General features: G+C 41.9%; 18 protein-coding genes. 15 read left to right on the forward strand and 3 right to left on the reverse strand.

All coding sequences use genetic code 11. The features are described 5' to 3' along the window. The gene (locus PTQ21_RS18535) at positions 1–1344 is read left to right on the forward strand and encodes a dihydrolipoyl dehydrogenase family protein (RefSeq protein ID WP_274566628.1); all 1344 of its coding nucleotides are present in this window, start codon (positions 1–3) and stop codon (positions 1342–1344) included. A 29-nt stretch (positions 1345–1373) separates the two neighbouring features. Further along, complete coding sequence (locus PTQ21_RS18540) at positions 1374–1982, forward strand: DUF1349 domain-containing protein (RefSeq protein ID WP_099852616.1); 609 nt, start codon at positions 1374–1376, stop codon at positions 1980–1982. A 199-nt stretch (positions 1983–2181) separates the two neighbouring features. Here PTQ21_RS18540 and PTQ21_RS18545 read toward each other — a convergent pair whose 3' ends face one another. After that, complete coding sequence (locus PTQ21_RS18545; RefSeq protein ID WP_063563624.1) at positions 2182–2655, reverse strand: SET domain-containing protein; 474 nt, start codon at positions 2653–2655, stop codon at positions 2182–2184. A gap of 245 nt (positions 2656–2900) precedes the next feature. Between PTQ21_RS18545 and PTQ21_RS18550 the strand changes: the two genes are divergently transcribed. Next, positions 2901–4457: an ABC-F family ATP-binding cassette domain-containing protein gene (locus tag PTQ21_RS18550; protein ID WP_274566629.1), complete on the forward strand. Its 1557-nt coding sequence runs from the start codon at positions 2901–2903 to the stop codon at positions 4455–4457. An 89-nt stretch (positions 4458–4546) separates the two neighbouring features. Here the strand turns inward: PTQ21_RS18550 and PTQ21_RS18555 are convergent, their stop codons facing one another. After that, positions 4547–5107: an NAD(P)H oxidoreductase gene (locus PTQ21_RS18555; protein ID WP_063563477.1), complete on the reverse strand. Its 561-nt coding sequence runs from the start codon at positions 5105–5107 to the stop codon at positions 4547–4549. Between the two features lie 177 nt (positions 5108–5284). On the opposite strand from PTQ21_RS18555, the gene PTQ21_RS18560 reads away from it, so the two are divergent. From PTQ21_RS18560 to PTQ21_RS18615, 12 genes are all read left to right on the forward strand, one after another. Then, positions 5285–5674, forward strand: coding sequence for a winged helix-turn-helix transcriptional regulator (locus PTQ21_RS18560; protein ID WP_090949545.1), 390 nt, complete (start codon positions 5285–5287; stop codon positions 5672–5674). A 210-nt stretch (positions 5675–5884) separates the two neighbouring features. Then, a complete protein-coding gene (locus PTQ21_RS18565; protein ID WP_274570527.1) occupies positions 5885–7726 on the forward strand; it encodes an assimilatory sulfite reductase (NADPH) flavoprotein subunit in 1842 nt (613 codons plus the stop codon). Positions 7727–7780: 54 nt separating this feature from the next. Then, entirely contained in the window at positions 7781–9502 is a 1722-nt protein-coding gene (gene cysI / locus PTQ21_RS18570; protein WP_063563481.1) for an assimilatory sulfite reductase (NADPH) hemoprotein subunit, read from the forward strand. Positions 9503–9712: 210 nt separating this feature from the next. Beyond that, entirely contained in the window at positions 9713–10429 is a 717-nt protein-coding gene (locus PTQ21_RS18575) for a YebC/PmpR family DNA-binding transcriptional regulator (RefSeq protein ID WP_064640900.1), read from the forward strand. 215 nt (positions 10430–10644) lie between these two features. Then, positions 10645–11556 (forward strand): tyrosine-type recombinase/integrase, encoded by a 912-nt coding sequence (locus tag PTQ21_RS18580; RefSeq protein WP_274566632.1) that lies wholly within the window; start codon positions 10645–10647, stop codon positions 11554–11556. A gap of 56 nt (positions 11557–11612) precedes the next feature. Further along, entirely contained in the window at positions 11613–12239 is a 627-nt protein-coding gene (locus PTQ21_RS18585) for a hypothetical protein (protein ID WP_274566634.1), read from the forward strand. 208 nt (positions 12240–12447) lie between these two features. Then, positions 12448–12645: a helix-turn-helix domain-containing protein gene (locus PTQ21_RS18590; RefSeq protein WP_099859402.1), complete on the forward strand. Its 198-nt coding sequence runs from the start codon at positions 12448–12450 to the stop codon at positions 12643–12645. Next, positions 12642–13268, forward strand: a complete 627-nt coding sequence (locus PTQ21_RS18595; protein ID WP_274566639.1) for a hypothetical protein — start codon at positions 12642–12644, stop codon at positions 13266–13268. Before PTQ21_RS18590 ends, PTQ21_RS18595 begins: the two co-directional genes overlap by 4 nt. Then, the gene (locus PTQ21_RS18600) at positions 13255–13881 is read left to right on the forward strand and encodes a hypothetical protein (RefSeq protein ID WP_274566640.1); all 627 of its coding nucleotides are present in this window, start codon (positions 13255–13257) and stop codon (positions 13879–13881) included. Before PTQ21_RS18595 ends, PTQ21_RS18600 begins: the two co-directional genes overlap by 14 nt. Positions 13882–13897: 16 nt before the next feature. Then, a complete protein-coding gene (locus PTQ21_RS18605; protein ID WP_274566642.1) occupies positions 13898–14710 on the forward strand; it encodes a hypothetical protein in 813 nt (270 codons plus the stop codon). A gap of 17 nt (positions 14711–14727) precedes the next feature. After that, entirely contained in the window at positions 14728–14922 is a 195-nt protein-coding gene (locus PTQ21_RS18610; protein ID WP_274566643.1) for a hypothetical protein, read from the forward strand. Positions 14923–14980: 58 nt separating this feature from the next. Then, entirely contained in the window at positions 14981–16123 is a 1143-nt protein-coding gene (locus PTQ21_RS18615; RefSeq protein WP_274566644.1) for a hypothetical protein, read from the forward strand. Between the two features lie 236 nt (positions 16124–16359). Here PTQ21_RS18615 and PTQ21_RS18620 read toward each other — a convergent pair whose 3' ends face one another. Further along, on the reverse strand, positions 16360–16683 hold the full coding sequence (locus tag PTQ21_RS18620; RefSeq protein ID WP_274566645.1) for a hypothetical protein: 324 nt from the start codon (positions 16681–16683) through the stop codon (positions 16360–16362). Between the last annotated feature and the right edge of the window lie 132 nt (positions 16684–16815).

Here is a 16815-nt window from a genome sequence, read left to right on the forward strand (position 1 = left end):
ATGACACAAACTTATGATCTGATCGCGATTGGAACCGGGAGCGCTGCAAGCTCTGTTATATCCCGCTGCGCCGAAGCCGGATGGAAAATTGCCGTGATTGATGAACGAGAGTTTGGCGGAACCTGTGCATTAAGGGGCTGTGATCCCAAGAAAGTACTTGCAGGAGCGGCTGAACTGATCGACTGGAATGAACGAATGAAGGGCAAAGGAGTGGAAGGTAACGCTTCTATTCAGTGGTCGGAACTTATGGCGTTCAAGCGAACATTTACGGAGAGTATTCCGAGAGCAAGTGAGGATAAGTTCAAGCAGGCCGGGATGCATACGTTCCATGGCAAGGCTTCTTTTGTCGACGAAGATCATATTCGTGTAGGGGACGAAGTACTGCGGGGGAAACATATTCTCATCGCAACAGGAGCGCGTCCAGCACCACTTTCTATTGATGGTGTAGAGCATCTGAAATACAGCGATGATTTTCTTGATCTGGAACAGCTGCCAGATAAATTGGTTCTGGTAGGTGGAGGTTACATTGCTTTTGAATTTGCACATATTGCGGCCAGAGCTGGTACGGAAGTCCATATTATTCATCGAGGTGAACAGCCGCTGGAACAGTTTGATTCGGAACTGGTGGACATGCTGCTGCAAAAATCCGAAGAAGTAGGCATTCATGTACACTTGAATGCGGAAGTGAAGGCAATTCGTCAGCAGGGAAACACATATGTGGTCAGTGGAACCCGCAATGGGGCTGATCATCAATGGCAATGTGGACTTGTCGTTCACGGAGCAGGGCGTATTCCGAATGTAGAGGGGCTTGAACTGGAGAAGGGAAATGTCAGCTATACGAAAAAAGGCATCTCCGTTAATGAGTACTTGCAGAGCGAAAGCAATCCAAGAGTCTACGCGGCCGGCGATGTTACCGCAACGGAAGGACTTCCGTTGACTCCGCTCGCAGGCCAGGAATCACGCGCAGTATCCTTGAATCTGCTTGAAGGCAATCATAACAAACCTAATTATAAAGTAATGCCCTCCATTGTATTTACCGTGCCATCCCTGGGTTCTGTTGGCCTTGATGTCGAGCAGGCCAAGAAAGAGGGCTATGAGGTGAAGGTAAATGACATGTCGAAATGGTATACTTATAAACGTACGAATGAAAAATTTGCCATGGCCAAAGTTGTAGTCGACAAGGCAACAGGACGCATCCTGGGTGCCCATGTATTGGGTGGCAAAACAGAAGAACTGATTAACCTGTTCGCCATGGCAATTCAGTTCGATTTGACGACCGATCAGTTAAACACCATGAATTTTGCATATCCTACAGCCGCATCGGATATGGGCTCTTTATTTTAATGTGATGGTGTGAAAGGAAGGGAAGAATCATGTCAATTAATTTCCATCGGATTCATGATGCCGAATGGACAACTGAACCGGTCCAAGCGCGAACGGAAGGTGACCGTCTTATTGTGGAGGCACAGGAGGGCAGTGACTTTTGGGAGAAGACCTTCTATGGTTTCTGCCATCAGAATGGACATGCCATGCTTGCTCCATGGGATGGAACCAAGGCAATCGAAGTATCATTTGATCTGAGTTCATTCACGGAATTATATGATCAGGCAGGGTTAATGCTCTGGCATGGACAGGATCAATGGATCAAGGCTGGGGTTGAAGTAAATGACGGCGTGGCTCATGTAGGAGCGGTCGTAACGGATCGTTTTTCCGATTGGTCGCTCTCACCTGTACCGGAGTGGGGTGGACGCATCGTTACCATTCGGGCTTCATACCATGACGAAGCCGTAGTTATTCGTGCCCGCACGGATGAGCATCCTTGGCGTACCATTCGGGTCGCGAGGTTTGCCTATCCGACGAACAAGCAAGCAGGCCCGTTTCTCTGTTCTCCGAAGCGTGCCGGGTTCGAGGTTGCGTTTACCAAATGGAAATTGACTGAACCGGATCAGGATCTGCACACTGACCCTCCCATTGCCGATTAATATGGGGTTGGTTGGGAAATGTGACGCTATCGAAACAAACGAAAACAAGCAAGTCTTCCTTGGTGGAGGACTTGCTTGTTTTCGTTTGCATTAGGCAGCGGCATAGGTTGAATTACCAAGCCTACAACGGATTATGGTGAATTTTTTAAAGTTTTGTCCACATGAAGTTGCACTACTGTTGTCGTTTATCCTCAAGGTCTTATTTGCTTGAGTCCGTATCCTTGGAGTCAGATTCGATGCCATCAGCATCCTCTGCACCATCACTTACTTCGTTCAACTCACGCATACGTTCTTCGTAATCATCCAGAAACCATAATGGGTCCATGTTATCTTCCTCGCCATTATAATTAATCAATACTTCTTCGCCGGCTTTGATATCTGTATAAGCATAGAAGTCAAAAGTGTGGTTTTCAAAGTTGATATCATAGGTGGCGTTAGGCTCGTAGGAATGGTTGATCAAACTGCCATAGCCCAGCAGGATAGCCGTATGATTGGCTCCGTATTCGAATACGTAATCTTCGAGAATTGTTTTCTCAACATGTTCGTGGTCTTCATTTGGATAAGGGACAACTGGAGCCTGATGGATCAGTTGGCCTTTTGGAATGTCTACGGTCGCAAATACGCCGCGGTTAAATTCGCCATTACCCAATTTGGATTGTTTCACTTCAATCATGATTTTCACCTGATGCTCTCCAAGAGAGCTCCATTCTTATAGTAGTAAGTCGTTTAAGGAAAAATTTTAACTCATCCATACCTATAAGGCAAATGCCATTGATATCAGTTTGAGTGGATCCGGGGTCAAAACGAAGGACATTTCATCGAAAAATGGTGCTAAATTTACAATAGGGCGTTGAGTTGTGCATGATATAACGCTTATAATATACAAAGAATTAAGTCTATATAGAAAAGGTGTCATGAATGAGCATATTAAATGTCGAAAAATTAAGTCACGGTTTTGGTGACCGTGCTATCTTTAACAACGTTTCTTTCCGCCTCCTGAAAGGCGAACATATTGGTCTGATCGGGGCCAATGGTGAGGGGAAATCTACCTTCATGAACATTATTACTGGCAAACTCCAGCCAGATGAAGGTAAAGTGGAGTGGTCCAAACGTATGCGTGTCGGATATTTGGATCAGCACGCTGTGCTCAGCAAGGGACAATCCATTCGTGATGTCCTTCGTGGAGCATTCCAGTATTTGTTTGACATGGAACAAGAAATGAATGATATGTATGGTAAGATGGGCGATGTAACTCCGGAGGAATTAGAACAGCTGCTGGAGGATGTAGGTACGATTCAGGATACGCTGACTAACCAGGATTTCTACATGATCGATGCCAAAGTCGACGAGACAGCACGCGGTCTGGGTCTAACCGATATCGGTCTGGATAAGGACGTTAACGACCTTAGTGGTGGACAACGTACGAAGGTATTGCTCGCCAAGCTGCTGCTTGAAAAACCGGATATTCTGCTCCTGGATGAGCCTACGAACTATCTGGATGAATTGCATATCGAATGGCTGAAACGCTATTTGCAGGAATATGAGAATGCTTTTATTCTGATCTCGCATGATATCCCGTTCCTGAACAGTGTAATTAACTTGATCTATCACATGGAAAATCAGGATCTCACCCGTTATGTGGGCGATTATAGTCATTTCCAGGAAGTCCATGAGATGAAAAAACAGCAACTGGAGTCGGCGTATAAGCGTCAACAACAGGAAATTGCTGATCTCAAGGATTTTGTGGCCCGTAATAAGGCAAGTGTGGCTACACGCAACATGGCGATGTCCAGACAGAAGAAATTGGACAAGATGGATGTCATCGAAATCGCCAAGGAAAAACCGAAACCACAGTTTAACTTCCGTGATGCAAGAACGTCCGGTAAGCTCATTTTCGAAACAAAAGGCCTTGTCATTGGATACAATGAGCCGTTGTCGAGACCACTGGACCTGCGCATGGAGCGTGGTCAGAAGATCGCTCTCGTTGGTGCGAATGGTATCGGTAAAACAACCCTGATGCGCAGCATTCTGGGCGAGATTCAGGCGTTGGAAGGTACCGTTCAGCGCGGTGAACATCTGGAGATTGGATATTTCCAACAAGAGATGAAGGATGCCAACTACAATACCTGTATCGAAGAGATCTGGCAGGAGTTCCCTTCCTATACTCAATTTGAAGTGCGTGCTGCACTTGCAAAATGCGGACTGACTACCAAGCATATTGAGAGCAAGGTTGCGGTACTGAGCGGTGGCGAGAAAGCCAAAGTTCGTCTCTGCAAACTGATCAATAACGAAACAAACCTGCTCGTACTCGATGAGCCGACGAACCATTTGGACGTTGATGCGAAGGAAGAGTTGAAACGCGCACTCAAAGCATACAAAGGCAGCATTCTGCTGATCTCTCACGAACCTGAATTCTATCGTGATGTGGTTACGGAGATATGGAATTGTGAGTCGTGGACAACGAAGGTATTTTAATTTTAGTGCCTGCACTAGAAGAAACATGAACAAGCATACAGAAGACAGCGCCAAGGTTAAATGGACGCTGTCTTTTTGCGTTGCAGAGGTTACTTGTAATGTCTGCCAATTTGATACGCTTGCTCCAGCAAGCCTTCAATATGCGTTTTGGATTCGGATATGGTTTCATAGAGAAACTCGACTCGGGATTCCTGCAATCCTGCATAACCAGCGATCCCATTATTCAGATAATTCGAAATCATGTTGTAATAATCGTACTTATGGAATGAAGCCTCCGTTCCTCCAGCTAGTGCAATCCAGAGTGCCTTTTTGGAGTTTGCTTTGTTCAGCAGCCCCATGTTCCATACCTTGTCCAGATAAGCTTTGAGCATGGAAGGAACGTTGTACCACCATACCGGGAAAATAAAGACAATGGCATCAGCCGCGAGCACGCGATCCAGCTCTTTGCGAATTACAGGGGCATGCTGCTTATCGGGATTTTGCCAATCTCGCTCATCTTCTACGCTATATAACGGATCGAATCCATCATGGTACAGATCAAGGATATCAATTTCATGGTGATTCTCCTTCAGACCTTCTATAAAACGATTCATCACGGCAAATGTTAGAGAATCCTGTCTTGGGTGAGTAACGACCAGTTTAATTTTCATGTATGAGTGACCATCCTTTTTCCTTCATTTTTTGGTTTAACGTTCTGACCAATGTTATTATAAGTTTCATGACATCTTATTGAGAAGTACGCACCTTCGAGTGCTGTAGATACCTTAAGGTTCTTCGGTTACTTATAATAATGGATATACATATATGTGATTTAAGGGGGATTCCCAGTGGAACAGGAACTGAAAAGATATGAGAGTGGTGTGCAGGCAATGCTGGAACTGGTCGGAGGGAAATGGAGGATTCTTATTCTGCATCAACTGATAACAGGTAAAAAACGAACAAGCGAACTTCGCAGAGCTATCCCTGGCATTACTCAGAAGGTCCTTACCCAGCAGCTGCGTGATCTTGAAAAGAATGAAATCATCCATCGAATTATTCATCCCCAGATTCCACCCAAAGTAGAGTATGAGCTGACCGAGTATGGCTTTACACTGCAGGCAATCATCGATCGCATCTGTATGTGGGGAGAGAATCATCTGGACAGAGTATATGGAGATAAAAACAAAGTGCTGGAGAATCATTTTAGCGAATATATTCCGCTTTCGACTTCGAACTAAACTTCTCCCAGATTAAAAAACAACAAAACCTTCCTGAATCGAGGAGGAGGGTATTTGTTGTTTTTTGTCCTTTATCAGTGAAACTGATAAATACCATAAAATCATCGAAATTGACCCCTACCATTGGGTATGGTAGGTTCAAGAGAGTAGAAATTAATATGATCATTTTAGTAGGAATTAAAATTGACGTAATGCGCGAGGTGGCAAATGGTGGAACTTCAAGTGACAAACAGCCCTTTTAATCAGGAACAGGTTGAGCTGCTCAATCGCCTTATTCCTACATTGAACGATGGACAGAAAACGTGGCTTAGCGGATATCTGACAGCCATTCAGGGATTTGCGGCTGTAGCTGCACCTGCTGGTGTGGAACAACAGCCTGCATCTTCAGCAGGTATTACTCCTGAAAGTGCACCTGTTGCGGTGTCCAGGGAAGTTACGGTACTCTTTGGATCACAAACCGGGAACTCCAGTGGACTATCCAAGAAACTGGCGAAAAAGCTGGAAGAGCAGGGGCTTCAGGTGACCCTGTCGTCAATGGGAGATTTCAAACCGAACGGACTGAAAAAAGTAGAGAATCTTCTCATTATTGTCAGCACACATGGAGAAGGCGAACCGCCGGATAATGCGATTCCGTTGTATGAATTCCTGCATAGCAAACGGGCTCCGAAGCTTGATGGTTTACGGTACTCCGTATTGGCTTTGGGAGATACTTCGTATGAGTACTTCTGTAAGACAGGAAAGGATTTTGACATTCGTTTGCTGGAGCTTGGCGGAACAGCGCTTGTACCACGTGTGGACTGTGATGTTGATTTTGATGAAGCGGCTGCAGAGTGGATGAATGATGTGCTTGCTTCACTTAGCAGCACACCGGCTGCTACGGGAGTGGTAACCAGTGAAGCGGTTGGAGCCGCAGTAAGTAGCGGTGAATCTGAGTTCAACCGGACGAATCCATACAAGGCGGAAGTGCTGGAAAATCTTAACCTGAACGGCAGAGGATCGGACCGTGAGACACGTCATATTGAATTGTCTCTGGAAGGTTCCAATCTGGACTACGAACCGGGCGACAGCCTCGGTGTATTCCCTGAGAATCATCCACGCCTGGTCGATGAGATGATTGCAGCAATGGAATGGAATGCGGATGAGCGCGTTACGGTTAATAAAAGTGGAGACCAGGTTTCTGTACGTGAAGCGTTATTGCGTTACTTCGAAATTACTGCTGTCACAAGACCCGTTGTGGAGCAGCTGGCAAAGCTGAGCCCGGGTAGCGGGTTGCCCGCTCTGCTCGCAGATGATTCGGAATTCAGGAAAGTCATGAACAGTTGTGATTTGCTGGATCTGGTACAGGATTATGGGCTTAAAGGTATTCCGGCTGCATCGTTCGTAGCTGTGCTTCGCAAAATCCCGGCACGTCTATATTCGATCGCAAGCAGTTCGAAATCTTTCCCGGATGAAGTTCATCTTACCGTTCGAACAGTACGTTATGAATCACGTGGTAGAGAGCGCTATGGTGTATGCTCTGTTCATCTGGCTGAACGAGTCGAATTAGGTGATACATTACCTGTATTCATTCAGCAAAATCCAAACTTCAAACTGCCGGAGAACCCAGATGCTCCAATCATTATGATTGGACCAGGTACAGGTGTAGCTCCGTTCAGATCTTTCCTTGGAGAGCGTGAAGAGACGGGTGCAGAAGGCAAGACGTGGCTGTTCTACGGCGATCAGCATTTCTCCACCGATTTCCTCTATCAGACCGAATGGCAGCGCTGGCTCAAGGACGGCGTTCTTACGAAGATGGATGTCGCTTTTTCCCGTGATGCAGAAGAGAAAGTATATGTGCAGCATCGGATGCTGGAACATAGCAAAGAGCTGTATCAATGGTTACAGGAAGGTGCAGTTATATATATCTGTGGTGACGAGAAACGAATGGCACATGATGTTCATGCTGCACTCGCGACCATTCTTGAACAAGAGGGTGGCCTAACCCCTGAACAGGCAGCGGAATATTTGACACGTTTGCAGCAGGAAAAACGTTATCAGCGGGATGTGTATTAATTACAGATTATATGCCGGATAAGGCATCCCGGAGATACGAGAGGAGATAGCAGCATGACTTATAATAACTTACTTAACCCGCAGCGCACGAACAGTGATGTGGAAGATATAAAGATCAAAAGTGACTACTTGCGTGGAAGTCTGACTGAAACGCTGGCGGATCGGATCAGTGGTGCGATTCCTGAGGACGATAACCGTCTGATGAAACATCACGGCAGTTATATGCAAGACGACCGTGACCTGCGTAATGAGCGGAATAAATCCAAGCTGGAGCCTGCCTATCAATTCATGTTGCGTGTGCGTGCTTCCGGAGGAATTGTTACACCCGAACAGTGGTTGATGATGGATCGTGTAGCGCATAAATATGCGAATGAGACCATTCGTCTGACGACGCGCCAATCATTTCAACTGCATGGTGTGCTCAAATGGGACCTCAAAAATACCATCCGTGAAGTAAACGACTCGTTGCTCAGCACTCTTGCTGCGTGTGGTGACGTCAATCGGAACGTCATGTGTAATCCGAATCCGGACCAATCAGATATTCATGCTGAAGTATATGAATGGGCATGCCAGGTGAGTAATCACCTGGATCCACGGACTCGTGCGTATCATGAGTTGTGGCTGGATGGAGAGAAAATTATCGATTCACAAGACACAGATGAAGAGGTAGAACCGATTTATGGCAAAGTGTATTTGCCGCGTAAGTTCAAAATTGGGATTGCTGTTCCACCATCCAATGATGTAGATGTGTTTTCGCAGGATCTCGGATTTATCGCTATTGTAGAGAACGGCAAGCTGCAAGGCTTTAACGTTTCTGTCGGCGGTGGTATGGGCATGTCTCATGGTGATCCGAAGACTTATCCGCAGGTGTCCAAAGTCATTGGTTTCTGTACACCAGAGCAAATGATTGATGTTGCGGAGAAGACGGTTATGATTCAACGTGATTATGGGGATCGTGCAGTACGTAAACATGCCCGTTTCAAATATACAATCGATGACCGCGGCCTCGCCTGGTTTGTGGAAGAACTGACGAGTCGTCTCGGCTGGAAGTTGGATGCGGCGCGCGAGTTCCATTTTGAACATAATGGAGATCGTTACGGTTGGGTGAAAGGCAGCAACGGCAGATGGCACTACACCTTGTTCATTCAAAATGGACGTGTGAAGGATGTGGACGGTTATCCGCTCATGACAGGTCTGCGTGAAATTGCCAAAATCCATACTGGAGATTTCCGTCTCACAGCCAATCAGAATCTCATGATCGGGAACATCAGCAGCCAGAAGAAGAAAAAGATTGAGGCACTGATTGAGCAATACAATCTGACCGATGGTGCTCATTACTCGGCGCTTCGCAGAAGTTCTATGGCTTGCGTGGCGCTTCCGACTTGTGGTCTTGCCATGGCGGAATCCGAACGGTATCTTCCATCACTGATCGACAAGCTGGAGCCTGTACTGGACGAAGCGGGGCTGAGAGACGAAGAGATTGTCATTCGTATGACGGGTTGCCCGAACGGCTGCGCGAGACCGATGCTGGCCGAGATCTCGTTTATCGGCAAAGCTCCGGGAAAATACAATATGTATCTGGGTGGAAGTTTTACCGGGCATCGTTTGAACAAATTGTACAAAGAAAATATTGGCGAAACCGAAATTTTGGATACATTGACTCCAATGGTGAATCAATATGCCAAAGAGCGCAATGATGGTGAGCATTTTGGAGATTTCGTCATTCGTGCCGGTTATGTGCCTGAAGTGCTGGACGGTCAACAGTTTCATGCCTAATTAGATGAATTCGTGAAGAGAAGCATTCCCTAGGGAATTGCTTCTTTGGCGTTTTTGGATCGTTTCTCTTTGGGATTTCTGAACGTGGTAAGGTGAAATCAACTTGTCTTTTACCATTTTTTCGTGAGTCTAAACTTGTTGAAGTACGCCCAACAAGATATAATGACAAAGTAGAAAGCAGATTATATGTTGAAAGTGAGCGGAAACGATATGGGTCGTAAGTGGAATAATATTAAAGAAAAAAAAGCTTCAAAAGATGCAAATACTAGCCGGGTCTATGCTAAATTCGGCGTTGAGATTTATGTAGCTGCCAAGAAGGGCGAACCGGACCCGGAAGCGAACCGCGCACTGAAAGTCGTGCTGGAACGTGCCAAAACGTATAACGTACCCAAAGCAATTATTGACCGTGCCATGGAAAAGGCAAAAGGCAGCGGGGACGAAAATTATGAAGAACTGCGTTATGAAGGATTCGGGCCCAATGGTGCCATGGTTATCGTGGATGCCCTCACCAATAATGTGAACCGTACTGCACCGGAAGTGCGCTCGGCATTTAACAAAAACGCGGGCAATATGGGTGTGAGTGGTTCAGTTGCTTATATGTTTGATCCTACAGCGGTAATCGGGGTAGAAGGCAAAAACTCCGAGGAAGTACTGGAACTTCTGCTTGAAGCAGATGTGGATGTACGTGATATCGTGGACGAAGACGATGCTGTGATCGTATATGCAGAACCGGATCAATTCCACGCTGTACAGGAAGCATTTAAAGCTGCCGGTGTTACTGAGTTTACCGTAGCCGAGCTGACGATGCTTGCGCAAAACCATATTGAACTTCCAGAGGATGCACAAGCTCAGTTCGAGAAACTGATTGATGCGCTTGAAGACCTTGAAGATGTTCAGCAAGTATACCATAACGTAGAGTTCGTTTAAGCGAACTAAACGATACGTGGTTCGATAGGTGGTTTAGAGTCTTTCTAACCCAGTTAGGGATTTGAAAATGTATAGAAACCATCCATATTATCACTCAGCGAGGGTATACATGCTATCACCAAGTGATTCATGTGATGATGTACGTTTTCATAGCCTGTATTGTATTTAAACTCACTTTTTGTATGGAAATATCCATATAAGGAGTGAGTTTTTTTATGTTATTTGAAGATGTTTACAAAGAGTTTCTTTTTGATTTGGAGATCAAGAACTACAGTATTCGCACTATAAAAGGATATCGTAACAACAATAGGGCATTTCTAAATTACTTATGTAATGAATTTTCAGTTGTTGAGGTAGAAGAAATCAACACCTCTCACATCAAAGCATATCTTATGAACTTGAAAATGAAAGGATTATCGGAGTCCTACATCAATGGAATACAAAAGAATATCCGTTCATTTTTCAAATTCTTAGTGGAGGAAGGGTATATCGCTGAAAAGAGAAATCCAGTGCTAGGTTTGAAATGGATGAGAGAACCTAAAGTTCTTATAAAAACTTTCGACGATGATGAAGTGAAACGCTTGATCAATGCATATAAAGGTGACTTCTACTTGAGTATGCGTAACAAATTGATTCTGATGTTCTTTGTAGACTTAGGTATTAGAAATTTGGAATTATGTTCACTTGGCTCTCTTGATGTAGGAGAAAGTGTCATCAAGATACATGGTAAAGGAAACAAAGAAAGAAATTTATACATTTCCCCTTTTCTTAAGAAATACATCATCAAGTATGAAAGAATGAAAGAGGCTTATTTTAAAGATAAATTCATGATTGATTCCAATTTCTTTTTATCTCAAAATGGCAAGGTTCTAACCGTTACTGCTATTGAAGTGATGATGAAGAAAGCAGGAAACGAAGCCAAGATACGAGATCACATTCGTTGTAGCCCCCATACGCTCAGACATTATTTTGCTCAAAAACAATTAAGATTAGGTTTGGATGTTTACAGTCTCAGTAGATTATTAGGCCATGAGAGCACCATAATAACCAACAGATATCTTCAGTCAATTCAAGATGAACAAATATTGGAGTTGGCTAAGACAACTAGTCCGCTTATGAATCTGTAGGGAGTCAAAGAAGAAGTAGTCTTGAAACTTTATCTCAAAGGACAGGTGCATTATCAATGAGTAATATTTTTAACTTTAGTGGGACGCATAGCATAGTGAAGTTAAATGTTTTTCCTTGGTATGGATACAGGAATTTGCAGAATTACTCCTTTATTTTCTCTACTTTTACTGAGGATATTGAGCTAAAAGGTTGTGCATACGTGCAAGTGAGGATTATACATGACTCAAAACTTCTTGCTATGGATCGAGATGTACTTATTGCAGATAAGTTTATATTTAAAGAGGGAACTCTAGTTGTTAATGAATTCATTGAGATTATTCAAGAAAAGACTCGCTTCCAAACCCTATACGTTGCAGTTTTAAAAGGTCAGGTGACCCCTAAAAAGCATATTTATGAGGGTACAAGGAATCTTCTTCTCTATGCAGATAATAAAGGAGGAGAGGGGTTAAGTGACAAATATGCTGCTTACTATGGAAAGGAGTTCGAAGCAAGCGTTAAATGGCAGGAAGCTGAACTTAAAAATAACATGTTACAACAATTGTACATTCTTTTAAGAAAGAACCCTGATAAGAACTTTACTGAGCAATTGAAGCTCCAGTGGGACAAGCAAAGACAAACTGTGAGTGAATTACATGAACTGTATGCAGAAGCGTCTCGAAGAGAATATATGGAGATAGATTAACACTTTAGTATGATAAAGAAGGAGGAAAACCAATAAAACATTAGATATTTACATTATTTTACAATTTTATATTTATGGTGTATAATTAAGTTGTAGTTAAGGGAAGAGGTTTCATTTAGACTACTAACTTAATTACAAATTCTAATCGCAAAACAGAGGCATTCTTAAGTCTCTGTTCTTTGTTATTCACCAAATAAAGGAGGTTCTTATGGAGTTAAGAGAAAGAGAAGTGTACAGAGCAAAAAGGATAATTAAACGAATTAAGATCACAGAAATTGCAGTGCATCTAGGATGTCATCGTGGGACAGTGGGACACTTTGAGAATAATGGATATCCTATGTCAAAAGAAAAAATTCAAAAATACAAAGAGTATATCGATAACCATGAAGGGAGTGAGCTTGTATGAGCTTATGTATTGCATTGAACAATCCATACAGTAAATTTGCCATTATTGCTGGGGATGGAAGAGTCACTAAAAACGGCGAATTGGTAAGGGATAACCACTTGAAGGTAACTAAACTTACCCATCATGTTTCAATGTTCTGTTCTGGGGCACAGGACTATTGTGAAGTTTTAAGAGGAAAAGTTTCTGAACGAGTGAATAATGACACAAGCATTGATGAAATTGCATTAATTATTGAAGAAGTTAGTAGAGGTGTTCAAGAACAATTCGAAAAAGAAAATCCAATGTATTTAGTGCAGAATCCTGAATTTTCTCCACTATCAACTGTATTAGGTTATTATGACGTATCTAAAAATGAGACTGGAACTATTGAGTTTTCTCATAAAGAGAAGACACGGAGGACAACTGGATCAATGGTTACAGTCAGAGGAGAGGATAGGGAGGGAGTATTATCATTCTTCCATAACAATCAGATAGATCAAAACAACATTGTTGAAACAGTGTTTAATTTGTTTAAACACATAAATAGTTATAACAAATATGTTGGGGGAGATACAATTCTTCATGTTGTGACTCCTAGCGGTATCTACGAATATAACAGGGGGTTCTATCATGTATCTGGGTAGAAATGTAAAAATGGGGCCATATGCAAGTATTTCATGGGATCAGGTTGCAAACCAGCCTTTTATTCCTAGATTACCAGATTACATTCAGTCAACATACATTAATGCAACGCAAATCTACTCTCCTAATATATTCGGCGGTACAATTGCCATAGGATCAGGAAACAACATCTTCAAGGCAGACAATAGAGGTATTTATTTAGGACACACTGCTTTTGAAAGCGCTAGCTTTAAAGTGAGTATGGATGGAAAGTTAACAGCAGTGAATGGAATGTTTTCAGGTACTATTGATGGCTCAACTATAACTGGTGGAACAATACGTACAGCTGGGGCAAATGCAGACAGAATTGAACTGTCACGTAATGGATTTAATTCTTACAACCTCTGGGGAGAGAAGAATGGAGTAAGTGTTGATAGTGGGAATTTCTCTTCGCTAGATTTCTATTATAGAGGTGAGAAACGAGGGGGGCTATCCCAAGCAGCGGCAAACATCTCACTACAATCAACAATGGGAGACGTTATTGTTCAAGCATCCACTTATGGAAAGACACAATTCAGAGGAACAGTAGATTTTACAGATGCTAAGGTAAAAGGAATGACAGCAGTTTTTGGATAAAGAAAGGATGATTATTATGAAGAAAAATAAAAAGAAGTGCAGCAAATGCAAACAGTATCATTCACTGAAAAAGTTTAACAAATCAGTTCAGAGCAAAGATGGTAAGGGCAGCTATTGCAAAGAGTGCAGTGCTGCCTATCAGAAGGAATCACGAAAGCGCAAATACCAAGCAAATCCAGCTTTAGAATTGTTGAAAAAATCATGCGAAGCTGCGTTTAGAAGAAGTCAACCTGAGTATGTCAAAGATGGTTATGCTCATGTAACAACAAGTTACATGAGTGCAAAGGAGTTTTGGTCTGACCTTTGGAATGACGATGATTTCCGTGAATGTTGGATAAAACAATCCATGATTTTTGAGAATAGTGGTATATACAAAGATAGACCAACTTTAGACAGAGTTGATTCCATGAAGGGTTACGAAAAAGTAAATCTTCAAGTCCTGCCATATTGGAAAAACGTGACAGATGGTGCATCACGTGAATGTGAAGTATATGTAATTAAAGATTTGAGGCTAAACGACAAGATGAACTATTCAAGAATAGGTGAAGCTAAGGAGGATTTAATTCGCAGATATCACATTCCTATCAATGTTCTAAATCAAGTTGATCATGGATCAATAATAGATGCTGGAAACGGAATTGGTTTACTTATCCAAACTATCAAAGGTGAGCTAAAGACAGATGTTGAATGCAAATATCGGATGATATGGAATCTAGCTAGAACTATTCTTGACATCGAAAGAGATGAAGAAATCATTACTGAAAAAACTCAACTTCAGCTAGGTGTAAGTGGCATCCAAATCAAAAAAATGATAGAACAACAGTATTAGTGGGAGGAGTAAGGTGTATGGAAAACAAAGACGAATATTTCTATTGCTATAGTTTCAAGTTATTCAAATTTCTTCGTATGGATATGAAGGTTAATTATATTTGTTCAGGTTTACATGAGAGAACTTTAGATAAGTTTTGGCAGTTTAGACGAACAGAAGAATTGGATAGTTATTTGAAAGTATATAGTCAGCGTTATAAAGAAATTAATTAATACAGTCCTACAGCACGAGTGTAAAGTAAATAGGTGTATATTTAAAGGAGAAAAGTAAATGAATGATAAACTAACTAAAAATCCGCCGTTCGCAGCATTTCCAATGCTAATGAGCGCGTTCGATAAGAAAGAGCTATTTATACCAAAAGAAGATATATATGCTTACGTTATTTATTATATGCTAAGTATGCAATCTCAACACAGTCATTGGTGGGGAACAGTTGAAACAACCGTTGTCACACTAAGTAAACAAGTCCCAATAAAAACTAAAGTGAATAAGAAGAAAGAAAGTGATAACAGGAAGGAAATCAAACACCTTCTGTTATCACTCAATGAAAAAGGATATATAGAAATGGAATATAATGAAGATACACTTGAGTATGATACCTTATTGACTATTAAAATCCCTGATGCAAATGGTATTAATGCTAAAAAAGTTGCAGAAAGCTATTTACCAAAAAAGACCAAAGTGATTAAACATCAAGGGTGGGTAGGAGTCTCGGAAGAGATGTTTAAATCATGTAATGGTAACCCATGGTTCCTTAGAATTCTAATCTACTCAGAATGGCGTAAAGGTATTGATTATCGGATCAGTTTTGAAGAATGGGCATGTGTTCTAGGCTCCAGTGAAAATACAGCAGCTAAGTACTTAAATGAGGCTAATGAGTTAAATTTAATTGATAAGATTTCAGGGGAATACTATGCTGATGAAAAAGGAGAACCAAGGCAATTGCCGAATAAGTACAAAACTGTGAGTGCAGAAGAGCGCAAAGAACGTGAAAGAAGGCAGGATGGCAATTTAACTAAGCAAGAAATCGATAAACAAATTAATATTGTTGCTAAATTAGAAGAAGTTGCTTCGTACAGTCATGATCCTAGGATAGACACTACATATCTTTTGAATACAGGATGGCTGACACCAGCATGTTGGCATGTGTGGCATACAACAGAATTCGAAGCAACAAAAGAAATAGGAGATAAACGTTTTAATGCCTTAAGAAAAATAAATCCTAGTAAGTATAATGAACTTGAAAAAGAAGGACGAAAATTATTAGCTAAAGAAGAGAGTAGAGTGAAAAGGGAGGCTAGTCAGAAAGTGTTATACGATACGATGATTTCGTCTCAAATGCAGAATTATACTGACTACGAACCCACATATGAAAAGAAAGAGACTAAAGATTATGCACATATTTTAGATTAACTCAAAATTGAGTCAAATTTGACAACATTTTTGTGTAGCAAATTATAAATAGAGTCAAATTTAACTGGATTCTGAAAATGAAATCTCAAAATGAAGTGAAATTTGACTCGTTATTGCTAAGTATAAACATAAAAACAAATAAAAAGAAAAACTTACTAAACATAAAAGGAGTAAGTAGGTAGCTCTCGCTTACGCTCTAGAAGTTCAAGAGCTATTAAAGCACCCAAGCTCTATAGTTAGCTGATCTTCTCAAACCTCATATCTACTACATCGAAATCTTCTCCATCCCACTCACGAATTTCTTTCCATATGTATATTCCGTCTTGACAGATTACATATTTGTCTTTGGGTATCTCATCGCTAACCTCCGCCCACCAATTAATATCTTCACCTGTAGCGAGTCTCACATCCTCCTGTAGCATTGCTTCTCCACTGTCAAAGGTAATAATGAGTTCACGAGCGACCATAGTTTTTTTACATTGTTGTATCGAGCGTGTTGAGCCTCCATAGGCATAGGCTGATATTGAATTATTATGAGTAAGAGTTTTAATAATTTCCATGTGATAGTTCCCCCTAGTGAAAAGCATTATTTTAACTGTTGTTGTGCTTTTAACACAGTATATTTTTAATTATTTGAGTTGTCAACACGAAATTCCTGTTTTTATTGTGTTGACTACATTTTTTTTGTGTTG

This window comes from Paenibacillus marchantiae (assembly GCF_028771845.1).
In the GTDB taxonomy this organism is placed as follows: Bacteria; Bacillota; Bacilli; order Paenibacillales; family Paenibacillaceae; genus Paenibacillus; species Paenibacillus marchantiae.

What these genes read in the sequence shown, in the direction of transcription:
- PTQ21_RS18540 (WP_099852616.1), top strand. Translation starts at nt 1,374, where the DNA reads ATGTCAATTAATTTCCATCGGATTCATGATGCCGAATGGACAACTGAA.
- PTQ21_RS18555 (WP_063563477.1), bottom strand. Translation starts at nt 5,107, where the DNA reads ATGAAAATTAAACTGGTCGTTACTCACCCAAGACAGGATTCTCTAACA.
- PTQ21_RS18590 (WP_099859402.1), top strand. Translation starts at nt 12,448, where the DNA reads ATGGAGTTAAGAGAAAGAGAAGTGTACAGAGCAAAAAGGATAATTAAA.
- PTQ21_RS18595 (WP_274566639.1), top strand. Translation starts at nt 12,642, where the DNA reads ATGAGCTTATGTATTGCATTGAACAATCCATACAGTAAATTTGCCATT.
- PTQ21_RS18580 (WP_274566632.1), top strand. Translation starts at nt 10,645, where the DNA reads ATGTTATTTGAAGATGTTTACAAAGAGTTTCTTTTTGATTTGGAGATC.
- PTQ21_RS18545 (WP_063563624.1), bottom strand. Translation starts at nt 2,655, where the DNA reads ATGATTGAAGTGAAACAATCCAAATTGGGTAATGGCGAATTTAACCGC.
- PTQ21_RS18575 (WP_064640900.1), top strand. Translation starts at nt 9,713, where the DNA reads ATGGGTCGTAAGTGGAATAATATTAAAGAAAAAAAAGCTTCAAAAGAT.
- PTQ21_RS18535 (WP_274566628.1), top strand. Translation starts at nt 1, where the DNA reads ATGACACAAACTTATGATCTGATCGCGATTGGAACCGGGAGCGCTGCA.
- PTQ21_RS18605 (WP_274566642.1), top strand. Translation starts at nt 13,898, where the DNA reads ATGAAGAAAAATAAAAAGAAGTGCAGCAAATGCAAACAGTATCATTCA.
- PTQ21_RS18600 (WP_274566640.1), top strand. Translation starts at nt 13,255, where the DNA reads ATGTATCTGGGTAGAAATGTAAAAATGGGGCCATATGCAAGTATTTCA.
- PTQ21_RS18585 (WP_274566634.1), top strand. Translation starts at nt 11,613, where the DNA reads ATGAGTAATATTTTTAACTTTAGTGGGACGCATAGCATAGTGAAGTTA.
- PTQ21_RS18620 (WP_274566645.1), bottom strand. Translation starts at nt 16,683, where the DNA reads ATGGAAATTATTAAAACTCTTACTCATAATAATTCAATATCAGCCTAT.
- cysI (WP_063563481.1), top strand. Translation starts at nt 7,781, where the DNA reads ATGACTTATAATAACTTACTTAACCCGCAGCGCACGAACAGTGATGTG.
- PTQ21_RS18615 (WP_274566644.1), top strand. Translation starts at nt 14,981, where the DNA reads ATGAATGATAAACTAACTAAAAATCCGCCGTTCGCAGCATTTCCAATG.
- PTQ21_RS18610 (WP_274566643.1), top strand. Translation starts at nt 14,728, where the DNA reads ATGGAAAACAAAGACGAATATTTCTATTGCTATAGTTTCAAGTTATTC.
- PTQ21_RS18550 (WP_274566629.1), top strand. Translation starts at nt 2,901, where the DNA reads ATGAGCATATTAAATGTCGAAAAATTAAGTCACGGTTTTGGTGACCGT.